This window comes from Embleya sp. NPDC001921, assembly GCF_053594475.1.
Genome location: NZ_JBSFEO010000011.1, coordinates 1 through 20,493 on the forward strand (window position 1 = coordinate 1; position 20,493 = coordinate 20,493).

Consider the following 20,493-nt stretch of genomic DNA (forward strand, 5'->3'; position numbering starts at 1 on the left):
GAAAGTGGCCGGCCACCAGGGCTTCGGACCGTCCGTTGGCCGGGGCGGCCACCGGACTGCGGGAAGGAACGTAGCAACGGGAGGCCACGACCGGCTCCCGGGGGTCAGCGGGCGGAGAGGGTGTCGTCCACCCATTCGCTGGCCAGTACCTCGTCCAGGACCAGGGCTCCGGCGCCCAACATGCACGCGTCGCGGCCGGTGACGGCGGTGGCGATCTCCAGGTCGCGGGTGGCCAGCGGCAGGCAGCGTTCGTAGATGGCTCCGCGGACGGCGGCGACGAACGGCTCGGCCGCCGACAGGCCGCCGCCCAGGACCAGCACGTCGGGGTTGAAGAAGTTCACCAGCGGGGTCAGCACCTGACCGGCCAGGCGGCCGGCGTTGCGCACCAGGGTGGTCACCTCCGGAACGCCGTCGTTGACCAGTTCGACGAGTTGCCGCGACGAGGAGACCTCGATCCCCTGCGCACGCAGCGTCCGCCGCAGCGCCGCGCCGCTCGCGTGCGCCTCCAGGCAGTCGGAGTGGCCGCACGAGCAGGTGACCGGTTCGGGGACGTGCACCGGGACGTGGCTGATGTCGCCGGCCGCGCCCCGCCCCCGGTGCAGCTTCCCGGACGCGATGATGCCGCAGCCGATCCCGGTGCCGGCCTTGACCGCCATCAGGTTGTCCCGATCCGGCCAGCCGTAGCGGTGTTCGCCCACCGCCATCAGATTGGCGTCGTTCTCCACCACCACGCGTACGCCCAGCAGTTCGCTCATCCGGCGGCCGATCGGGTACTCGTTCCAGCCCGGCATCCGCGACGGTGCGACCACCTTGGCGGCGCCCGGGTCGACCGGGCCGGGCATGCCGATGCCGACCCCGAGCAGCGGCAGTCGCTCGACCGTCGCCTGACGGAGCGTCATCCGGATGTGCTCCAGCAGGCGTTCGCTCACCCGCTCGGGCCCCTCCGCGATGTCGCCCGGGAGTTCGTGTTCCAGGAGCACTCGGCCGGCCAGGTCCAGCACCGCCATCCGCACGTGGTGGGTGCCCACGTCGACGGCCACCACCACACCCGCGTTCTCGTGCAGCCGTAGCTGACGGGGACGCCGGCCGCCCCGCGAGGCGCCCTCGCCGTCCTCGCGCAGCAGGCCCGCGTCGATGAGTTCCTCCACGCGCAGCGAGACGCTCGACGGAGCCATGCCGCTCAATCGGGCGAGTTCCGCCCGGGATCGACCGTGCCCCTTGGCCACGAGTCGCACCAGGTCACCCGCGCTTCCAGCCAACGTCCCACTCCCGTTCGAGGCACACCTGCTGCGGTACGGCAGTGACAGGAATAGCACACCCCGTAATAACCAGCAAGGCATTGACTTCCTTCGAATTTCACTTCTACTGTCACACGAAACTTCGATTCCGAACAAAGATGGAGCGTTGATGAAGTCCGCGTCGCCTTCTTCCGCCGTACTGACGCCCATGGTCGAGGCACGCGCCATCAACAAGTCGTTCGGCGCGGTCCGCGTCCTGACCGATGTGGACCTGACCGTCGCCGCCGGCGAGGTGGTCGTGCTGATCGGCCCCTCCGGCGCGGGCAAGTCGACGCTGTGCCGCTGTCTGAACCGGCTGGAGAACGTCGATTCGGGCGTGGTCCTGCTGGACGGGGAGGAACTGCCCGCCGAGGGTCGGGCGTTGGCCCGGCTGCGCACCGAAGTGGGCATGGTCTTCCAACAGTTCAACCTGTTCGCGCACAAGACCGTGCTGCAGAACGTCACGCTCGGGCCGACCCGGGTCAAGGGCCTGTCCGCGAGCGACGCGGACCGGCGGGCCCGGGCGCTGTTGGACCGGGTCGGTATCGCCGACAAGGCGGACCACTACCCGGCGCAGTTGTCCGGCGGCCAGCAGCAGCGCGCGGCCATCGCCCGGGCGTTGGCCATGCAACCCAAGGTGCTGTTGTTCGACGAGCCGACCAGCGCGCTGGACCCGGAGATGGTCAACGAGGTCCTGGACGTGATGGTCGACCTGGCCCGCGAGGGCATGACCATGGTCGTGGTCACGCACGAGATGGGCTTCGCCCGCCGGGCCGCCGACCGGGTGGTCTTCATGGCGGACGGCCGGATCGTCGAGGTCGGCACGCCGGAGACCTTCTTCACCGCCCCGACCACCGAACGCGCCCGGGACTTCCTGTCCAAGGTGCTCAACCACTGACCGACCCGGCCGCCACACCACCGCCCACCGGGCCCTCCGCGGCCCCGGGTCCCGGGTCACCGGACCGGCACCAACCCCGGCCCATCGCAGCACCCGCACCGCCGAGCGTCGGGGCCACCGCTCCGCTCCCCGGCCCCGCACGCCCTCGTCCCCACACACCTGCGAAGGAAGGCCCCCGATGTCCGGCTTCCCCCTGAGTCGCCTGCGCACCGCCGCGTCCCCGCGTCGCCTGCGCACCGCCGCCCCGGCGGTCCTCGCGGCACTGTCCCTGACCGCGTTGGCCGCCTGTTCCGGCGGCTCCTCCTCTGACGTCCCCGGCGGCGCCAAGCCCGCCGGCGAGGACGTCGCCAAGCAGGCCGACGTCGCACCGGACACCGCGATCCTGCCCGGCTCCACGATGGCCAGGATCAAGGAGCGCGGCTACCTGATCGTCGGCGGCTCCCAGGACGCCCCGCTGTGGTCGCAGCTCAACCCGATATCCGGCAAGACCGACGGGTTCGACGCCGAGATGGGCCGGCTGCTCGCGAAGTACATCATCGGCAAGCCCGAGGTGAAGATCGTCAGTTCGGCGACCGAGACCCGTGAGGCGCTGCTCCAGAACGGCACCGTCGACGTGGTCTTCCAGACCTACACGATCACTCCCAAGCGGGCCGAACAGGTCGCCTTCGCGGGCCCGTACTACTCGTCCGGCCAGGCCATCCTGGTCAAGAAGGGCACCAGCGGCATCAAGCTGCCCGCCGACCTGAACGGCAAGACCGTGATCGCCGGCGCGAACACCCCGGCGATCGCCGCGATCAAGCAGGTCGCGCCGGACGCGAAGGTGGTCACTTTCGGCAGCGACCCCGAGTGCGTCACGGCGCTGCGCCAGGGCCGCGGCGACGCGTACGTCCAGGACCAGGCGCTCCTGGTCGCGGACGTGAAGCAGAACCCCGACACCACGGTGGTGGGCGAGCCGTTCACGGCCGACCCGTACGGCATCGGGCTCAAGCACGACGACGCCGCGTTCAAGACGTTCGTCAACGACTGGCTGCGCAAGATCGGCCAGAACGGCGCGTGGCAGACGGTCTGGAAGCAGACCCTCGGCACGGTCATCGAGGGCAACCCGCCGACGCCGCCCGCGATCGGCGGCGTGCCCGGCTCCTGATCCCCCGGGTCGGGAGAGCGGCACGCCACGCCCTCCCGACCCGGGCCGCCCCGGGCCGGGTCCCCTGCCGGCCCGGGCACCCGGCCCCAGGCCGCCGCCCGGCGCCCCGAAGCGGTCCTCCGCGCGCCGGGACCCGCCCGCGCCCCCTCTCCGCCCCCTCCCGAAAGGCCATCGCCGATGGATGTCGTGCTGCGACATCTCTCCGCCTTCACCGACGGCATCACCACCACGCTCGAACTCACCGCGCTGTCCTTCGCCGGCGCGCTGTTGATCGGCATCGTGGTGGCCGCCATGCGGGTGTCCCCCGTCGCCGCCCTGCGCGGAGTGGGCACCGTGTACGTGGAGACCTTCCAGAACACCCCGCTGCTGGTCCTGCTCGTCCTGTTCGTCTTCGGCCTGCCCGAAGTCGGGGTGATCTTCCCGCTGTTCACCACCGCGGTGATCGTGATCGCGCTGTACGAGGCGGCCTACATCGCCGAGGCCGTGCGCTCGGGGATCAACACCGTGTCCATCGGCCAGGCCGAGGCGGCACGGGCGCTGGGACTGACCTTCGGCCAGTCGCTGCGCCTGGTGATCCTGCCGCAGGCGCTGCGCGGCGTGGTCCAGCCGATCGGCAACATCTTCATCGCGCTGACCATGAACACCTCGTTGGCGGCGGCGGTCGGCGTGGTCGAGCTGACCTCCGCCGCCAACCGGGTCAACCTGCTGGAGGCCCAGCCCATCCCGGTGTTCGTGGGCGCGGGCCTGGGCTACATGGTCATCTGCGCCGCGGCGGGTCTGCTCACCGGCGTCATCGAGCGGAAGGTGGCGATCGTGCGATGAGCGCGTCCCGAGTGCTGTTCGACGAGCCCGGCCCGATCGCGCGCCGTCGGATGCGGATCGCCGGCATCGTGGTCGCCGTCGCGGTGGCCGCGCTGTTGGCCCTGGCCGTACGGCGGTTCGCCGACCACGGCCAGCTCGACGCGGACAAGTGGCGGCCGTACACCACGTGGCCGATGTGGCGGTATCTCCTGGAGGGCCTGTGGGCCACGCTCCGCGCCGCAGCCGTCGCCACCGCGCTGTCCGTGGCCGGTGGCATCGTGCTGGCCCTGGGCCGGCTGTCCCCGCGGCGCGCGCTGCGGTGGCCGGCCACCGTGTACATCGAGGTGATGCGCACGGTTCCGGTGCTGCTGCTGGTGTATCTGGTCCTGTTCGGGCTGCCGCACTACGGCGTGGACCTGCCGCTTTTCTGGAAGCTGGTGCTGCCGCTGTCGGTGTCCGCGGCGGCGATCTTCGCGGAGATCTTCCGGGCCGGGATCCTGTCCCTGGACCGGGGTCAACGCGAGGCGGGCCTGGCCGTCGGCCTGACCGACACCCAGACGATGCGGCTGATCGTGCTGCCGCAGGCGGTCCGCCGGTTGTTGCCGTCCCTGGTCAGCCAGTCGGTCGGCCTGCTCAAGGACACCTCGCTCGGCTTCATCGTCAGCTACTCCGAACTGCTCTACAGCGGGCGGGTGTTGGCCAGCTACAACCGGCTGTTGATCCAGACCTACATCATCATCGCGCTCGTCTACATCGTGCTCAACGCGTCGTTGTCCAAGCTGGCCCGCACGCTGGAGGCGCGGCAGGGCTTCCGACCGGCCGGTCGCCGGAGCCTGCGCACGCTGGTGCGCGCTCGCGCGGGCTCGGACGCGCGGTTGTGACGACCGTGCCGGTGGCGACCGCCGCGACGACGAGCCCTGGAATACCCGCGACACCCACGACACCCACGACACCCCCGTCACCGGCGACCGCTCGGTCGCGGGCCCCGCAGGACCCGATCCGCCAGGAGGACACCGTGCGCCCCGAACCGAGCCCGCGTTACGCCGAGTTGGCCGAGGTGGTCCGCTCCGGCTTCGTGGAGAGCCGGCACTTCGGCAGTCTGGTCGCGCTGGCCCCGGACGGGCGGCCCGCGATCGAGGTGGGCGACCCGTTCGACCCGGTGATCCCGCGCTCTTCGGCGAAACCGTTCCAGGCACTGGCCTGCCTGCGCGCGGGCGCGCCGTTGCACGGGGCGCACGTGGCGATCGCGGCGGGCAGCCACACCGGGCAGGACTTCCACGTCCACGCGGTGCGCGAGATCCTGACGGCGGCCGGCCTGACCGCGCACGCGTTGCGGTGCCCGCCGAGCCGCCCGGAGGACGAGGCGGCGTACCGGGCGATGATCGGGCGCGGCGAGGAGGACTCGCGCGAGCGGATGAACTGCTCCGGCAAACACGCCGCGATGCTGGCCGCGTGTGTCACGGCCGGTTGGCCCACCGACGGCTACCTCGATCCGGCGCACCCGCTGCAACGGCTGGTCCGCGAGGGCATCGAGGAACTGGCCGGCGAACCGGTCGCGCACACCGCCGTCGACGGCTGCGGCGCACCGGTGTTCGCGATGACGCCGATCGGACTGGCCCGAGGCGTGCGCGCGTTGGCCGTCGCGACGAGCGGGCCCGAGCGTACGGTCGCCGAGGCGATGCGTGAACACCCGGAATTCGTGGGCGGGGACGGGCAGGCCAACACCGAGGTGATGCGGCTGCTGCCCGGCACGCTGGTCAAGGGCGGCGCCGAGGGCGTGTTCGTGGCCGCGACGACGGCCGGGCACGCGGTCGCGGTCAAGGTGATCGACGGCAGCCCGCGGGCCACCACCGCCCTGGCGCTGGCGGCGCTGCGCGCGCTGGGCGTGGACACGGAGGCGGCGCGCGCTTGGGCTTCCGTACCGGTGCTGGGCGGCGGTCTGCCGGTCGGCGAGGTCCGGGTGACGGCCGACCTCTCGACCTAGGGCGTGTCTTCAATCCCCCGTCGGGCTCCGCGGCGTGAGCGCGGCGAGGAGCCCGAAGGGCGGATGCCGTGCATCGGCGTGCCGGAGAAGCGCCCGCATAGTGGTTCTCTTCGGGTGGTTCTCCAGGGCGGCGAGCGCAGCGAGGGAGCCCGAAGGGCGGATGCGGTGCCGGGCGTCGTGGAGCACGACGGGGGATTGAAGACACGCCCCGGCGGCCGACCTCACGACGCGGCCGCGTGGCCGGGCCTTCGTCCGGCCCGGCCCGCCCCCTGGCTCTCCCGTACATCCGTTGGCTCCCCCGTACTCCCCTCCCCCCTACTCCCGTTGTCCTCCAGGAGACTCACGACATGATCGTCACCGCCGGTCCCACCCCCGCCCCGACCTATGAGATCTGCATCGACGACGTTCCCGGCGCGCTCGCCGCCGAGCGCGTGGGCGCGCACCGCGTCGAGCTGTGCGCGGACCTGTTCGAGGGCGGCATCACGCCGAGTCTCGGCCTGATCGAGACCACCCTGGCCGCCGTCGAGGCCATCCGGGTCCATGTCATCGTGCGTCCGCGCGGCGGCGACTTCGTCTACGACGAGTACGAGGTCGCCGCGATGCGCCGCGACGTCGAGGCGATCCGGGCGGCCGGTGCGCACGGGGTCGTGATCGGCGCGCTGACCCCGGACGGCGCGTTGGACCGGCCGGTGATCGAAGAGCTGATGGCCGCCGCCGGCGACCGTTCGGTGACCTTCCACCGCGCCTTCGACATGACCCGCGACCCGCACGCCGCGCTGGAGGAGTTGATCGAGCTCGGCGTCGACCGGGTGCTCACCTCCGGTCAGGACAGCAGCGTGCTCGAAGGGGCGCCGCTGATCGCCCGTCTGGTCGAACAGGCCGCGGGCCGGATCGTGATCATGCCGGGCGGCGGGATCACCGCCCGCAACATCGACCGCGTCCTGGCCGCCACCGGCGCGCGCGAGGTGCACTTCGCCACGGGTGCGGTGCTGGAGAGCACGGCGACCCACCGCAACCCCTACCCGTACATGGGCGGCGCGCTGCGCCAACCGGAATACTCCCGCCGGGTGACCTCGGCGGACGGGATCCGCGACGTGGTCGAGGCCGCCCGCAAGCGCTGACCGACGGACCCGTCGACCCGGTCGGGGATTCGGGAGATTCGTCGGCCGGGCACCGATGAGTTTGTGGTGCGGGACAGGTCGGTACTGGTGAACACAATCCCAGCACCCAGTACCGGAGGTCGCGATGACCGGCAAGGCCCTCACCACCTGCTTGTGGTTCGACGGACAGGCCGAGGAGGCCGCGAACCACTACCTGACCATCTTCGAGGACGGCAAGCTGGGTCGGATCGCCCGCTACACCGAGGCCGGCCCGGGTCCGGCCGGCTCGGTGATCACCGTGGAGTTCGAGATCAACGGGCAGCAGTTCGTCGGCCTCAACGGCGGACCGCAGTTCACCTTCGACGAGGCCATCTCGTTCCAGGTCCCCTGCGCCGACCAGGACGAGGTCGACTACTACTGGGACAAGCTCTCCGAGGGCGGCCAGGAGGGTCCCTGCGGGTGGGTCAAGGACAAGTACGGCGTCTCCTGGCAGATCGTCCCCACCGAACTGGTCGACATGCTCACCGAAGGGGATCAGAAGAAGGCGGCCGCCGCCACCGCGGTCATGCTCAAGATGGGCAAGCTCGACATCGCCGCCCTGCGCGAGGCGTACGACGGCGGGTGACCACGACGCCCGTTCGCCGACCGGATCGCGCGCCGTGAACGGCGCCGACCCGGTCGGCCGTGCGATGTTGCCGCCGCCCCGACCATGAGGCGGAACACGGAGCGGGCCTCCCCCATCGGGCCCGCCCCCGCATAGGCCCTTGCCCGGCCGGGGGGGAGCGATCGGGCCGCCCGACCTCGGGGGGTGAGGCTCCGTGCGGGGCTGACCAGGCTGCCGGGGTGCGGGGGGATCGGGCTGCCGGGCCGGCTACGGGCCGGCATCGGAGAAGACCGACGCATCCGGGTCGCCGGGCCGAGTCGCCCGCTTGCCGGTCTCCGCGTGCCACCAGGCGGCGGCCCGGTCGACCGCGAGTCGGTCCGCCCAGACGTCCTCGGGGTCGTCGGGCATCAGCAGTTCGGGAATCGTCAACCGCTGCTCGGGCTCCACGTCCCGGGACAACTCCCGTGCCGCGTCCGCGATCTCGCCCGGATCCGTCCCGGACCGCTCGGCCAGACCCGCGTCCACGCCCTGGCCCCGCCGGACCAGATACGTGTCGTGGGGGTCGAATCCCGCCGTCAGGACGGCCGCCCGGGCCGGTGACATCCCGGTCGCGGCGGCGAACGCGGCGACCGAACGGTGTGGCCACGGCGCCGTGCCCCGGTCGTGATGCAGGCGCAACAGCGCGGCGATCCGGGCCATGCCGCCCCAGCCGGCGCAGATCCGCTCGGTGACGATCGTCCCGAACGGCGCCGCGCCGAACCGGCCGTCGGGTTCGTACTCCAGCACCGACACGACCTTGCCGTGCGTCGAACGCGAACGCTGGAGCACGATCGCGCAACCGCGTACGGTGCGGCAGACGGTGTCCTGCTCGGGTGGGTGCCCGGAGTCCACCTCGACTTCCAGCACCCGCCAGCGACCGCCGGGGTCCCCCAGTTCCGGTACCGCCCAGATCCGCAGGTGGTCGCGGGCGAGTTCGCGTTGGTGCTCGAGGCTCCCGGAGCCGGGGATCAGCGCGAGCCGCAACGCCCGATTGCCGAGCCGGCCCAACGTCCTCTCCCAGCCCAGGGCGTCGACCAGGTGCACGGTCTGCGGCGGCACTTCGACGGTCGGGTCGGCGCACACGGTCGCGACCCGAGCGACGCGCTCGAACATGTCCTGCATCGAGGTGTAGTACCGCGCCCGCAGGTCGCCCGCGTCGGCCCGCGGATGGGGCCGGGGCTCGGTACGCAACACCACGGCGGTCGAAGCGGCGTCCCCGGCCGCGGGCGGGTCCAGGTGACGCACCGCCAGTTCGCGGCATTCGACGGCGGTCCAGACCGTACCGGCGATGCCTTCGAGCAGGCGGTCCGCGCGGATCCCCGGGAGCAGCGGGTCCAGTACTTCGCGCAGCGCCCGATAGGCGTCGGCCACCTCGCGGGACGGGGAGCCGACCTCGATCCGGCGGCCGATCTCGGTGAGTCGGGCGCCGAGTTCGCGGTCCACGGCGGCCAGGATGCGGTCGGCCAGGGCCCGGTCGGCGGCCCGCAGGACCCGCGAGCCGGCCTTGTCGCGGGGGACGAGGTCCGCCCACAGGTGCGCGGGCGGCACGAGTTCGCTACCGGCCGCCCAGCGGTGCCTGCGCCGACCCACGCTGTGCGACCCGGAGGAGCCGTGCGGCCGGGATGGGCCCTGGTACCACCGGGCGGTGATCACCCCGTCGGCGTCCGCCAGTTCCCACCACCCGGCCCCGGTCCGGCGCAGTTCCCGGACCTGCTCGCCACCGACCGGGACGAAGGTCGAGCGATCGGCCGGCCGGGGTTCCTTCGGACCGATCCGGACCGCGGTGAGCAGGCCGGCCTCGAAGCGGTGGCGGTGGGTGGCGACGGCGGAGGAGCCCCCGGTCTTGGGGAGCCGGACGCGCAGCGGGCCGGCCACCCGGCGTCGGGCGTCGAAGACCAGCGCGCGCATGCCACCGATCACCGCGAACCCGGCGCGTGCGTCGGCGTTCTCCCCGTCCACGAGATCCACGGGGTGGACGTCGTCACCGGAGTCGAACCCGGTGAAGCGGTCGAGCGCCCGGTGTCCCAGTTCGTCGACGAGTCCGGCGCGCCAGGTGCGCGCGAGCAGCGCGGCCGGGTCGGTGCCCAGCAACTCGCCGACCGGCGGGCCCGCTGCCGGGTGCGCGTCGACCAACCGGGCCGGACCCAACAGGTCCAGGTAGTACACCGCCTCGTGCAGCGCGGGCAGGCTGCCGGCCCGGACCGCGGCAACCCAGGTGTGCAGGGCTTCGAGCAGCACGTCCAGCAGGCCGGGCGAGGCCAGGACCGCGTCGACGGCCTCGGGGCGGGTGCGCAGCAGCGCGTAGACCGGGCAACCCAGCGCGAGCAGGTCGGCCCGCCGATCCAGGACCGCGTCCCGCAGCAGCGGCCGGAATCTCGGGTCGGCGCACACGGCGCCCAGTCCGCCCCGCCGCTTGCGCAGGTCCAACCACGGCGCGAGACGAAGCGCGACGTCGGCCGGCGGGTCGGCCACCGGCACACCGGCGTCGAGCGCGGCGTCCAGCAGATCCAGGTCCACGTCCCGGTCCGGCAAGGTGCCCCGGCGCTTGACCTCGACCGCCGCCAGGACGTCGGCGACCTCGCCGGCCGCGCGCAGTCGCCCGGCCAACTCGCGCAGGGCCTCCCGATCCCGCCCGGTGATCCGACGCCCTGTCAGCTTCCCCAACAGTTCCCGCAGTTCCTCACCGGCCGGGCACCGGCCCGGCGCGCCCGTGTCCTTGTCGTCCATGGCCGTCCCCCGTCGTTCGTTTCCCTGCGATCGCGTCACGGTGCCGCGTCCCCGAAGCCGCCGTCACGTTTGTACCAGCACGGTCCGCCGGCCGTCGGGCGCGAACCCGGCCCGCCGGAGGCCGAGAGCCTGCTCGACGGCCTGGGCATCGGCCTGCTCCCGCACCTGCGCAGCCCGATCGAGCGCACCGCCGCCCGTGGCCCGAACCGCCCTCGGGCGTGCGCGTGCACCCGCTGCCGGTCACCCCGGCACCGGGCACCGGCGCGACGACCTGGCCGGAACCGTTCGGTGCGGTCGAATTCGGCCGCTGGTATGCCGAGTCGGCCGTGCACCACGCCGCGATGCCCGCGGTCATCCTGCGTGCGCCGGCTGCCGCCATGCGCACGTGCCTGAGCGAACCGGGCACCACTCGGGGCCGGTTCGCCGGACTACCGGCCGCGTCGGGTGTCACGGCCGAGCACATCGCGGCCTTGCGCGAGCGGCGGCGCGTCGACTCGTCCGATCACCGAACCCATCCCGTCCACCGCGCCACCGGGCGCCCTCGCCGTCGAGGGCGCCCTTTCGCGTGCCAGGCGCCGGGATCAATCGTGGTCTGCGGGGTCCGCGGCGGTGCCGGCGAAGGCGGTGGCGTACGCCGCCGGGTCGGCGGCCAGGTCGCGGATCAGGGTGAGGGCGTAGGACTCGATGGCGGTGACCAGGTCGACCTCGGTGGGGTCCAGCAGCCATTGCAGTTGCAGGCCGTCCATCGTGGCGAGCAGTTCGGCGGCCTTGTGCGCCGGGTCGATCTCGGCGCGGATCTCGCCGGTGGCCTGGGCGTCGGTGATGATCCGCGCGATCAGTGCGCGCAATCGCCGGTAGCGCTGCACGAAGTAGTCGTGGGCGGGGTCCTCCGGGTCCAGGTTCTCCATGGTCAGCACCGCCAACAGGCGCGCGAGACCCGGTTCGCGCCGATTGCGATGCGCGGAGGCGGGCAGTTCCCGGATCGCCCGCAGGCCACCGACGGCCACCGACTCCTGGGCGAACTCGATGCTCTGCGCGCCGCGACGCTCGATCACCGCCTGCAACAGGCCCTCCTTGCTGCCGAAGTAGTACAGCAGGGCGGGCTGGGTGATCCCGGCGCGGGCCGCGACCTCGGCCAGCCCGGTGCCGCGAAAGCCGCTGCGGGCGAAGAGTTCGCTTGCGATGGTCACCAGTTCCTCGCGCCGGCGCGCACCGCGCTCGCTTCGCCCCGGGCCGCGGCGGGGCTGGGGGCTCTGTCGGGACGGCTTCCCGCGACCGTCGTCATCCCCGCGCGTTCTCTCAGTCACGGTGAGCACCCTAACATTTTTATCTAGTGGTTAGTAAAAAACGGGGTTAGGGTGTGGTCCGCCGAGCGGCGGTCGGGAGTCCCCGCCGCTCGGGATCCGGGAGACCCGCGTGCGATGCCGGGAACCGAGGGTCGAGAAATCGGGAGGACACGCGCGATGCGAGACACGTTCGCGGACCGTCGTTGGCAGGGTCAGTGGCTCTGGACCGAGCACGGCGCGGTGGGTGCGCCGCCCCGCGAGAACCCGATGAACGGCTCCCTCGATCCCGAGCGATTCGACCGCCGCGTGTTGTTCCGGCGCACCTTCGAACTGACCGAGGTTCCCGAGCGCGCGCCGTTCCGCATCAGCTCCGACTCCCGGCACGTGCTCTACGTCAACGGTGTCGAACTGACCCGGGGCCCGATCCGGCACGGCGCGCGCCGGCTGTACTACGACGTCGGCGACGCGGCGCCGGCACTGCGCCCCGGGCGCAACGTGATCGCGGTCCTGGTCCGGTTCTACGGCCACCGCACCGCGTGGTGGGCGCCCTCCCCGACCACCTACACCCTCGGCGGCGGCGCGCTGGTCGCCGAGTTCGGCGTCGGCGCGGACACCTGGATCGCCACCGACACGTCCTGGCGCTGTCTCGAGTCGGACGCCTGGACACCGTGTGCGCCGCAGTCCACCGTCTCCCCGCAGATCCCGGAGATCCTGGACGGCCGGCGGCTCGACCCGGCCTGGAACCGCGCCGGGTTCGACGACGTACACTGGCCCGCCGCCACGGTGTTGCCCGCCTCGCACGTGGGCAGCGCGGGCACCACCCGGCCGCCCGCCGAGCCGTACGGCGCCCTGCTGCCCAGCCCGCTGCCCAAGCCCGGCGGCTCGATCCGCGAGCCCACCTCCTTCGTCACCGCGACGCCGACCGCGATCGCCCGTCCCGAGGGCCCGCTCGGCTTCGCGGACGTACACGCCGCCCTGGCCGAGGCGCTCGCCGAGATCCGCCCCGAGGCCCGGCCCGACCGCCTGCCCGACGCGGGCGACGCGCCCGTGCCCCCGTCGTTGGCGCTGACGGCCGGATACCGGTTGGTGGTCGCCGACTTCGGCATGATGGTCAGCGGCACGCTGCGGATCGACCTCGAAGCGGCTCCGGACACCCTGCTGTTCGGCGCGTTCACCGAGTCGCCGACCCTGGCCGCGCTCGCCGGCGCGGCGCTGTTCGCCTACACCGCTCGCGGCGGCGACGGCGAGCGGTTCGAACTCGGTGATCCGGCGGGCGGACGGTACATCGTGCTCGTCGTCTCCGGCACCGGCTCCACCCGGATCGCGCCGACCGTGGCCGAGCGGCTGCGCCCGCGCCCACCGGGCCCGTACTTCGCCTGCTCGGACCCGCTGTTGGAGGAGATCCACCGGGTGGGTCTGCGCACCGTGGACCTGACCGCGCACGACGCCTACATCGACTGCCCCAGTCGCGAACAGCGGGCCTGGACCGGCGACGCGGTCGTGCACCAGTCGGTCGACCTGGTCAACAACGCCGACTGGAGCCTGGCCCGGCATCAGCCGCTGCTCACCGCGACCCCGCGGGTGGACGGCCTGCTGCCGATGGCGGTCGCGGGCGATGCCGGCGATCCGGACCTGGTCACCATTGCGGACTGGTCGCTGCACTGGGTGCGTTCGGTGCACAACCTCTACCGCTACACCGGCGACCGGGCGCTGGTCGCCCGGCTGTTGCCCACCGCGGAGCTGGTGCTCGACTGGTTCACCGCCTTCCTCGGCCCGGACGGCCTGGCCCGGGACGTCACCGGGTGGGTCCTGATCGACTGGTCGCCCGTACAGGTCGAGGGGACCAGCGCGGCACTGAACGCGCTGTGGGCGCGCGCCCTGGGCGACTTCGCCGAGATGGCCGACTGGCTCGGCGACGCCAACCGGGCCGCGTGGGCCCGCTCTCTGCACGAGGGGGTGCGCGCCGGCTTCGAGATCTTCTGGGATCACGAACGCGGCGGCTATCGCGATCACGCGGTCCGGGACGTGGTGCGGCCCGCGATGAGCGAACACACCACCGCGGCGGCCGTCTGCGCGGGCCTGGTTCCGGCCGAACGCACGGACCGGGTACGGGATTTCCTGCTCGACCGCGAAGCCATGTTCACCCTGGCCCCGGTCGCCGCGCACGGTGGCGACGCGGATGGCGCGCCGACCGGACACCGGGTCGAGCAGTTCGCGCCGCCCGCGGTGACCTGGGACGTGGGCGGTCGGGTCGTCGGCGCCCAACCCTTCTTCCGCTACGTCGTGCACGACGCGCTGGCCCTGCTCGGCGCCGCCGACGCGCTCACCGGGCTGTACCGCGACTGGGAACGCCTGCTGGCCACCGGTCCCACCGCGTGGCGGGAGACCTGGGAGGGCGGCACCTACTGCCACGGCTGGTCCTCCACGCCCAGCCGCGACCTGCTGGTGTACACGCTGGGCGTCACCCCGGCCGAACCCGGCTACGCCAAGGTCCGCGTCGCCCCGAGACCGGGCGGGCTGGACTGGGCCGAGGGGTCGGTGCCCACCCCGCACGGGCCGGTCCACGTCCGCGTCGAGGGCACCCGCGTACACGTGCGATCCCCGGTCCCCGTCGTGCTCGTGGCCCGGGACGGCAACGTCGCCGAACATCCCGCGGGCACGTTCGACGCGGTCCTGGAGGTCCCGGCCGAGCGCCTGGCGACCCCGGAACCGCATCCGGGCCGTCCATGACCACCGCCACCCCGCACAGCACGCCGAGATCGGTCCACGCTCTGCCCGCCCCGCACTCGCCTGCTCCGCTCCGCTTCCCTGACCCGATCCGCTCCCCGCCCGGCGCGCCCCGCGCCGCATATCCCTGTTCGCGGGCCAAGGGCCTGATCACCGCCGTGCGACTCGTCGGCCCGCCCCGCCGGCGAACCCCTCCCGCGCACGATCGCCGGCCGACTCCGACGATCCAACCCCTGGCCCCGGCACACCCCGGCGTACAGCACGCCCCGACCCGCCCACCGGACGCGGTGGGCGGGTCGGGGTCCGCCGGGCGGGCCGGACGCGAGGAAGGTCGGGAGCGGCCACTCACCGGCATCCCGACCTTCCGATCAGGTGGGCTACTTGAGCCCGTTGTCGACCGCGGTCATCAACACTCCGGTATCTCCGCTCATCTCCCAGACCATCGCGCCCAGGAGGTTCTTGGTACGGAGCCAGGCCGTCTTCTTACCGATGGACCACGTGTCGTCGAAGGTCCACCACTGGCCGTTGTTGCCGGTGTAGCCGTAGGTCGAGACCGACTGTTCGTCGTGGTAGACGGTCAGGTTCGGTACCGACGCGATCAGGTTGGCGTAGCCCCTGGTGCCGGCCTCCTCCGGGAACTGGCCCGGTGCGGCGCCGTTGGCGGCCTGCCATTCGCCGTGCGCCCCGCCGTCCGTGACCTGTTGCCAGCCACGGCCGTAGAAGGCGAGCCCGAGCACCAGCTTGCGCGGGTCCACGCCCTGGTCCAGGTAGTACTGGACGGTGGATTCCACGCTGAACTTGGTCGGGTACGGGTCCCCCGCGTCGACATACAGGTTGCCCTGGTCGCCGGTGCGGTTGGGTTCCCAACTGTTGTCGCTGCCGGAACCGTGGAAGTCGTAGCCCTGCACGTTGGCGAAGTCCATGTAGTCGAACACACCGGGCGTGCCGTCGTGCGTGGTGATGTCCCAACCGGCGTCGATCTTGCCGGGGTCGGCCGGGGTGAACGCGGTGAGCAGGTACTTCTTGCCGGTGGTCGCGGTCAGCGCCTCCATCTGCCTGCGGAACTCGGCCATCAGCAGGGTGAGGTTGTTCTTGTCGGCGGTCGAGATGTGGTTGCCGGCGTGACCCTCGGCACCGGGCCACTCCCAGTCGATGTCGAACCCGTCGAAGACGCCGGCCGCGACACCGGTGCCGCCGCGTCCGTTGGTCACCGGCAGGTTGCCCTTGAGGTACATGTCCACGCAGGACTTCACGAACTTCTGCCGCGACGCGTCGGTCTTGGCGGCGTCCGAGAAGTACTTGCTGTAGGTCCAGCCGCCGATCGAGATCAGCGACTTCAACTTCGGGTATTTGGCCTTGAGTTGAAGAAGCTGGTTGTAGCTTCCGGCGAGCGGCTGGTTCCAGGTGTCCGCGGTGCCGTTGACGGACTCTCCCGCACCGACCGAACGTTCGTAGTCGGCCCACGAATCTCCCGCCCCGTCACCCTGGTTGGGATCCTGTGGTCCCGGAAGGGTGGCTCGGGTGACCCCGTTCATGCAGGTCAGGTTGGTCGGATCGATGTTGGAGAAGGCGTAGTTGAGGTGGGTCAGCTTGGCCGCGGCCCCGGAGGTGTCCAGCGACTTCATCGTGTAGGCGCGTCCGTAGATGCCCCACTGCACGAAGTAGCCCACGCGCACGTAGTCGTTGCCGGGGGTGCCCCCACCGGTGGTCTTGACCGTCAGCGGCGCACTGGCCGGGCCGGTCTGGTCGATGGTGTCCCGGGCGACCACCGTGTACGTGTACGTGGTGTTCGCGGTCAGACCGGTGTCCGCGTGGGTGGTGCCGGCCACCGTCGCGATCTTGGTCGCGCCCCGGTAGACGTCGTAGTTCTTGATGCCGTGATCATCGGTCGCCGCCGCCCAGTCGAGCGTCAGCGAGGTGTCGGTGACCGCGCTCGCCGTCGGCGTGCCCGGCGCGGTCGGTGGGGTGTCCGGGCCGCCCGTGGGCCTGGTGCGCAGCGTGCCCGTGGGCCCGGCGGGCCCGGTCTGCCCGATGGTGTCCCGAGCGACGATCTTGTACACGTAGGCGGTGTCGGCGGTCAGCCCGGTATCGGTGTACGCGGTGCCGGCGGCCGTGCCGACCACGGTGTTGCCTCGGTAGACGTCGTAGTTCTGGATGCCCTTGTCGTCGGTGGCCGCCGCCCAGCTCAGCGAGATCGAGTCGACGGTGGTCGCGGTCGCGGTGGGTTGCCCGGGGGCGCTCGGCGGGTTGTCCGTCGGCGGCGCGCCGTCGCAGGGGCCGCCGTTCACCTTGCAGTTGCTCGGACTTCCCGGTCCGCTGCCGACGAAGCCGAACTTGGCGCTGGCTCCGGGCGCGAGCGAACCGTTGTACTCCCGGTTCTTCGCGGTGATCCGCGTTCCGGACCTGGTGATGAGCGTGTCCCAGTACGCACCCACGCTGGTGCCGGTGGGGAAGTCCCACTCGACGGTCCAGGCCGTGATCGAGGCGGTACCGGTGTTCTTGATCGTCCACTCCGCTTGGAAGCCGCTGCCCCAGTCGGAGGTCTTGGCGAATGTGGCGGTCGCGCCCGCGGCGGCCTGCGCGGGCGCGGCCGACAGGCCGACCATCGCGGCGAGCGGGAGCAGCAGGGCCGCGAGGATCGCGACGAGTCTCTTGCCCGGCTTGGTGCGTTTGGTGCGCCTCACGGTTCCGATGGCCATGGGTGCTCCTGGATTTGGGATCCGATGGAGAACCTGCGCCCCACAATGAGCCGCGATGTCCGGCTCACACAGTACAGCGAGCGTAGTGAAGGTCTGGACCAATAATCAAGGTCTAGACCAGTAGGGATCAGCGCGGACCGGGATCGATCGAAGTCGGCTCGTCGGCGCGGCAATTCCGGCTGGATTCAGGGGCGTTGATCGATTCGGCGCGCGCCCGCGACCGAATCGGATCGCGCGCGCGAGCGACTGCCGCCCCGCCGTCCCGGTCGCCACGGGGGCACCACCACCCCCGTCGATCCCGACGGCCCCACCGTGGCGAACGCCGCCCGGACGACCGCCGTTTCGTTGGCCGCAATCGGTGCCGCACAGGCCTTCACGCAAAATGTGATTTGTGACATGGTACATGTCACGCAGCGGCCCGGACGCTCCCCTTCCGGTCCTCTACGGCTCCAACTGCCTTGCCACCGTTGGGCTTTGCGGTGAGGCAGGAACCAGGACCACGCTCGCGCCGACCCCGAAGACCCCGATCGGGGCCGACGTCGAACCGCTCATGCCGTGGCACCACCCCTCATCGGAGGCGCGCGTGCGCGCGACCTCTGTTCCGCAAGGAGACGGTCTTTGCGAACCAAACCGGCACGACGAGGACTTCGCCGCATCGCGGTGGTCACCATCTCACTCGCCATGGGCTTCGGGTTGTTCACCCAGCCCGGATCGGCCGCCCCCTCCGATCCGGCTGTGACGACGTCGACAGCCCAGGCGACCTCCACCTCCGCTTCCACCTCCGGCCCGTCGGCCGGCACCGCACCCAGCGCATCGGCCGACCAAACCCCGCACACCCAGGGCAAACCGCTCGCGGTACCCGACCAACCACCACTGTCCGCGAGCGCGCCGGACAGCGCCCGGCGCGACTACGGCGACCCGTCGAGCGCCGTACTGCCGGCTCGCCCGTCCATGGCCGGCGAGCGACGCGCCGCGGCGGCCTGCACGGTCGCCGACTTCGCGAGCCGCACCGGCGCCGCGCTCGTCCAGCAGATCAAGGCGTCGACCACGGACTGCGTCAACACGCTGTTCACGGTCACCGGGCCCGACGCCGCCTCGATCTTCCGTGAGGCGCAGATGACCACGGTCGCCTACGCCCTGCGCGACCTCGCCGGCTCCTATCCGGGCAACGGCAGCACCGGCGCCCCGCAGATCGTGCTCTTCCTGCGGGCCGGCTACTACGTGCACTGGTACAACGAAGCCACCGTCGGCACCTACGGCCCCACGTTGCAGACCGCCATCCGGTCCGGTCTGGACGCCTTCTACGCCAACGCACACTCCTTTGACGTCACCGACGCCAACGGCGAGACGCTGGCCGAGGCCGTCACCCTGATCGACAGCGCCGAGGAGAACGCCCGCTACCTGTCCGTGGTCAAGCGCCTGTTGGCGGGCTACAACAGCTCGTACGACGCGTCCTGGTGGATGAAGGCCGCGGTCAACAACGTCTTCACCGTGCTCTTCCGGGGCCACCAGGTTCCCGAGTTCGTCACCGCGGTGCAGGCCGACCAGAGCGTCATCGACGCGGTCGACAGATTCGCGACCGCGCACCGCGACCTGCTCGGGACCGACCGCGCGTACCTGACCACCAACGCGGGTCGCGAACTGGTCCGGTTCGTCCAGTATCCGACCCTCCAGGCCAAGGTGCGCCCGCTGGTGCGCACGCACCTGGCGGCCACCTCGATCACCGGGCCGACCGCGCCGCTGTGGGTCGCACTGGCCTCGGGAACGGACTACTACGACAAGGCACAGTGTGCCTACTACGACACCTGTAACCTCCAGGCCCGACTGACCGCGGCCGTGCTGACCGTGGACTACACGTGCAGCGCGAGCATCCGCATCCGCGCGCAGGAGATGACCCCGGCCAACCTGACCGCCGCGTGCACCAGCCTGCGCAACCAGGACGCCTACTTCCACGGCGTGGCCGGGGACAACGGCCCGGTGGCGGGCGATCTCAACACCAGGATCGAGGTCGTGGTCTTCGACTCCAGCACCGACTACCAGACCTACGCCGGCGCGATCTTCGGCATCGACACCAACAACGGCGGCATGTACCTGGAGGGTGACCCGAGCGCGGCCGGCAACCAGCCGCGCTTCATCGCCTACGAGGCCGAGTGGACGCGCCCCGCGTTCGAGATCTGGAACCTCAACCACGAGTACACGCACTACCTCGACGGCCGGTTCGACATGGCCGGCGACTTCGAGGCCGGTGTCAGCACCCCGACCATCTGGTGGATCGAGGGGTTCGCCGAGTACGTCTCCTACTCCTACCGCAACCTGCCCTACGACGCGGCGATCACCGAGGCGGGCAAGCACACCTACGCGCTGAGCACGGTGTTCGACACCACCTACTCCCACGACACGACCCGCATCTACCGCTGGGGCTACCTCGCGGTGCGGTACATGCTGCAAAAGCACCCCGCGGACGTCACCCGGCTGCTGGGCTACTACCGCGCGGGCGACTGGACCGGCGCCCGCACGTTCCTGACCAGCACCATCGGCAACCGCTACGACAGCGACTGGTACACGTGGCTGGCCGCCTGCGCGGCCGGCGAGTGCGGCGGCGGAACTCCCGGCAACCGGCCGCCGGTGGCCGAATTCACCAGCGCCGTCAACGGCACCTCGGTCGCCTTCACCGACACCTCCACCGACCCCGACGGCACCATCGCCTCCCGCGCCTGGGACTTCGGCGACGGCACCACCTCGACCGCGACCAACCCGACCAAGACCTACACCGCCGGCACCTACACCGTACGGCTGACCGTGACCGACAACGGGGGCGCCACCGCGACCATCACCCACAACGTCACGGTCACCGGCGGCGGCACCGCCGAGTGCACCGACCCCGACATCCGCGCCCTGGCCAAGAACTGCACGCGCAGCGCCCTGTCGGCGGCGACGAACGGAAACGACCGGCTCTACTTCTACATCTACATCCCGGCGGGTACCGCCCGCCTGAACATCACCACCGCCGGCGGCACCGGCAACGCCGATCTCTACTACAACAGCACCGTGTGGGCCACCGACACCGCCTACACCGCCAAGTCCACCCAGGCCCAAAACGCCGAGACGCTGACCATCACGGCTCCGCACGAGGGGTACCACTACATCACCCTGCACGCGAAGCAGACCTTCACCGGCGCGTCGGTCACCACGACCTTCTGACCGACA

13 protein-coding genes are annotated in these 20,493 nt (G+C 71.7%); 9 read left to right on the forward strand and 4 right to left on the reverse strand.

Features of this window, described 5'->3' with window-relative positions; genetic code table 11:
* Positions 1 to 104: 104 nt before the first annotated feature.
* Entirely contained in the window at positions 105 to 1,259 is a 1,155-nt protein-coding gene (locus ACWCPW_RS15235) for an ROK family transcriptional regulator (RefSeq protein WP_331770679.1), read from the reverse strand.
* A 148-nt stretch (positions 1,260 to 1,407) separates the two neighbouring features.
* On the opposite strand from ACWCPW_RS15235, the gene ACWCPW_RS15240 reads away from it, so the two are divergent.
* The 7 genes from ACWCPW_RS15240 to ACWCPW_RS15270 all read left to right on the forward strand — a co-directional run bounded on the left by ACWCPW_RS15240 (position 1,408) and on the right by ACWCPW_RS15270 (position 7,829).
* Positions 1,408 to 2,175: an amino acid ABC transporter ATP-binding protein gene (locus ACWCPW_RS15240; RefSeq protein ID WP_449762002.1), complete on the forward strand. Its 768-nt coding sequence runs from the start codon at positions 1,408 to 1,410 to the stop codon at positions 2,173 to 2,175.
* 178 nt (positions 2,176 to 2,353) lie between these two features.
* Positions 2,354 to 3,319 carry a glutamate ABC transporter substrate-binding protein gene (locus ACWCPW_RS15245; protein WP_449762003.1) on the forward strand — a complete coding sequence of 322 codons (966 nt, stop codon included), beginning with the start codon at positions 2,354 to 2,356 and terminating at the stop codon, positions 3,317 to 3,319.
* 177 nt (positions 3,320 to 3,496) lie between these two features.
* Entirely contained in the window at positions 3,497 to 4,141 is a 645-nt protein-coding gene (locus ACWCPW_RS15250; protein WP_449762004.1) for an amino acid ABC transporter permease, read from the forward strand.
* On the forward strand, positions 4,138 to 5,001 hold the full coding sequence (locus ACWCPW_RS15255; protein WP_449762005.1) for an amino acid ABC transporter permease: 864 nt from the start codon (positions 4,138 to 4,140) through the stop codon (positions 4,999 to 5,001). Before ACWCPW_RS15250 ends, ACWCPW_RS15255 begins: the two co-directional genes overlap by 4 nt.
* Positions 5,002 to 5,135: 134 nt before the next feature.
* Entirely contained in the window at positions 5,136 to 6,104 is a 969-nt protein-coding gene (locus tag ACWCPW_RS15260) for an asparaginase (protein ID WP_449762006.1), read from the forward strand.
* 347 nt (positions 6,105 to 6,451) lie between these two features.
* Positions 6,452 to 7,225 (forward strand): copper homeostasis protein CutC, encoded by a 774-nt coding sequence (locus tag ACWCPW_RS15265; RefSeq protein ID WP_449762007.1) that lies wholly within the window; start codon positions 6,452 to 6,454, stop codon positions 7,223 to 7,225.
* A gap of 124 nt (positions 7,226 to 7,349) precedes the next feature.
* The gene (locus tag ACWCPW_RS15270; RefSeq protein ID WP_449762008.1) at positions 7,350 to 7,829 is read left to right on the forward strand and encodes a VOC family protein; all 480 of its coding nucleotides are present in this window, start codon (positions 7,350 to 7,352) and stop codon (positions 7,827 to 7,829) included.
* 246 nt (positions 7,830 to 8,075) lie between these two features.
* Here the strand turns inward: ACWCPW_RS15270 and ACWCPW_RS15275 are convergent, their stop codons facing one another.
* Positions 8,076 to 10,574, reverse strand: a complete 2,499-nt coding sequence (locus ACWCPW_RS15275; RefSeq protein ID WP_449762009.1) for a hypothetical protein — start codon at positions 10,572 to 10,574, stop codon at positions 8,076 to 8,078.
* Positions 10,575 to 11,155: 581 nt separating this feature from the next.
* A complete protein-coding gene (locus ACWCPW_RS15280) occupies positions 11,156 to 11,764 on the reverse strand; it encodes a TetR family transcriptional regulator (RefSeq protein WP_449762010.1) in 609 nt (202 codons plus the stop codon).
* Positions 11,765 to 12,037: 273 nt separating this feature from the next.
* On the opposite strand from ACWCPW_RS15280, the gene ACWCPW_RS15285 reads away from it, so the two are divergent.
* Positions 12,038 to 14,590, forward strand: a complete 2,553-nt coding sequence (locus ACWCPW_RS15285) for an alpha-L-rhamnosidase-related protein (RefSeq protein WP_449762011.1) — start codon at positions 12,038 to 12,040, stop codon at positions 14,588 to 14,590.
* A gap of 374 nt (positions 14,591 to 14,964) precedes the next feature.
* Here the strand turns inward: ACWCPW_RS15285 and ACWCPW_RS15290 are convergent, their stop codons facing one another.
* Positions 14,965 to 17,286, reverse strand: a complete 2,322-nt coding sequence (locus tag ACWCPW_RS15290) for a glycosyl hydrolase family 18 protein (protein ID WP_449762012.1) — start codon at positions 17,284 to 17,286, stop codon at positions 14,965 to 14,967.
* A 618-nt stretch (positions 17,287 to 17,904) separates the two neighbouring features.
* Here ACWCPW_RS15290 and ACWCPW_RS15295 point away from each other — a divergent pair.
* Positions 17,905 to 20,487: a collagenase gene (locus ACWCPW_RS15295; RefSeq protein WP_449762013.1), complete on the forward strand. Its 2,583-nt coding sequence runs from the start codon at positions 17,905 to 17,907 to the stop codon at positions 20,485 to 20,487.
* Positions 20,488 to 20,493 lie beyond the last annotated feature (6 nt).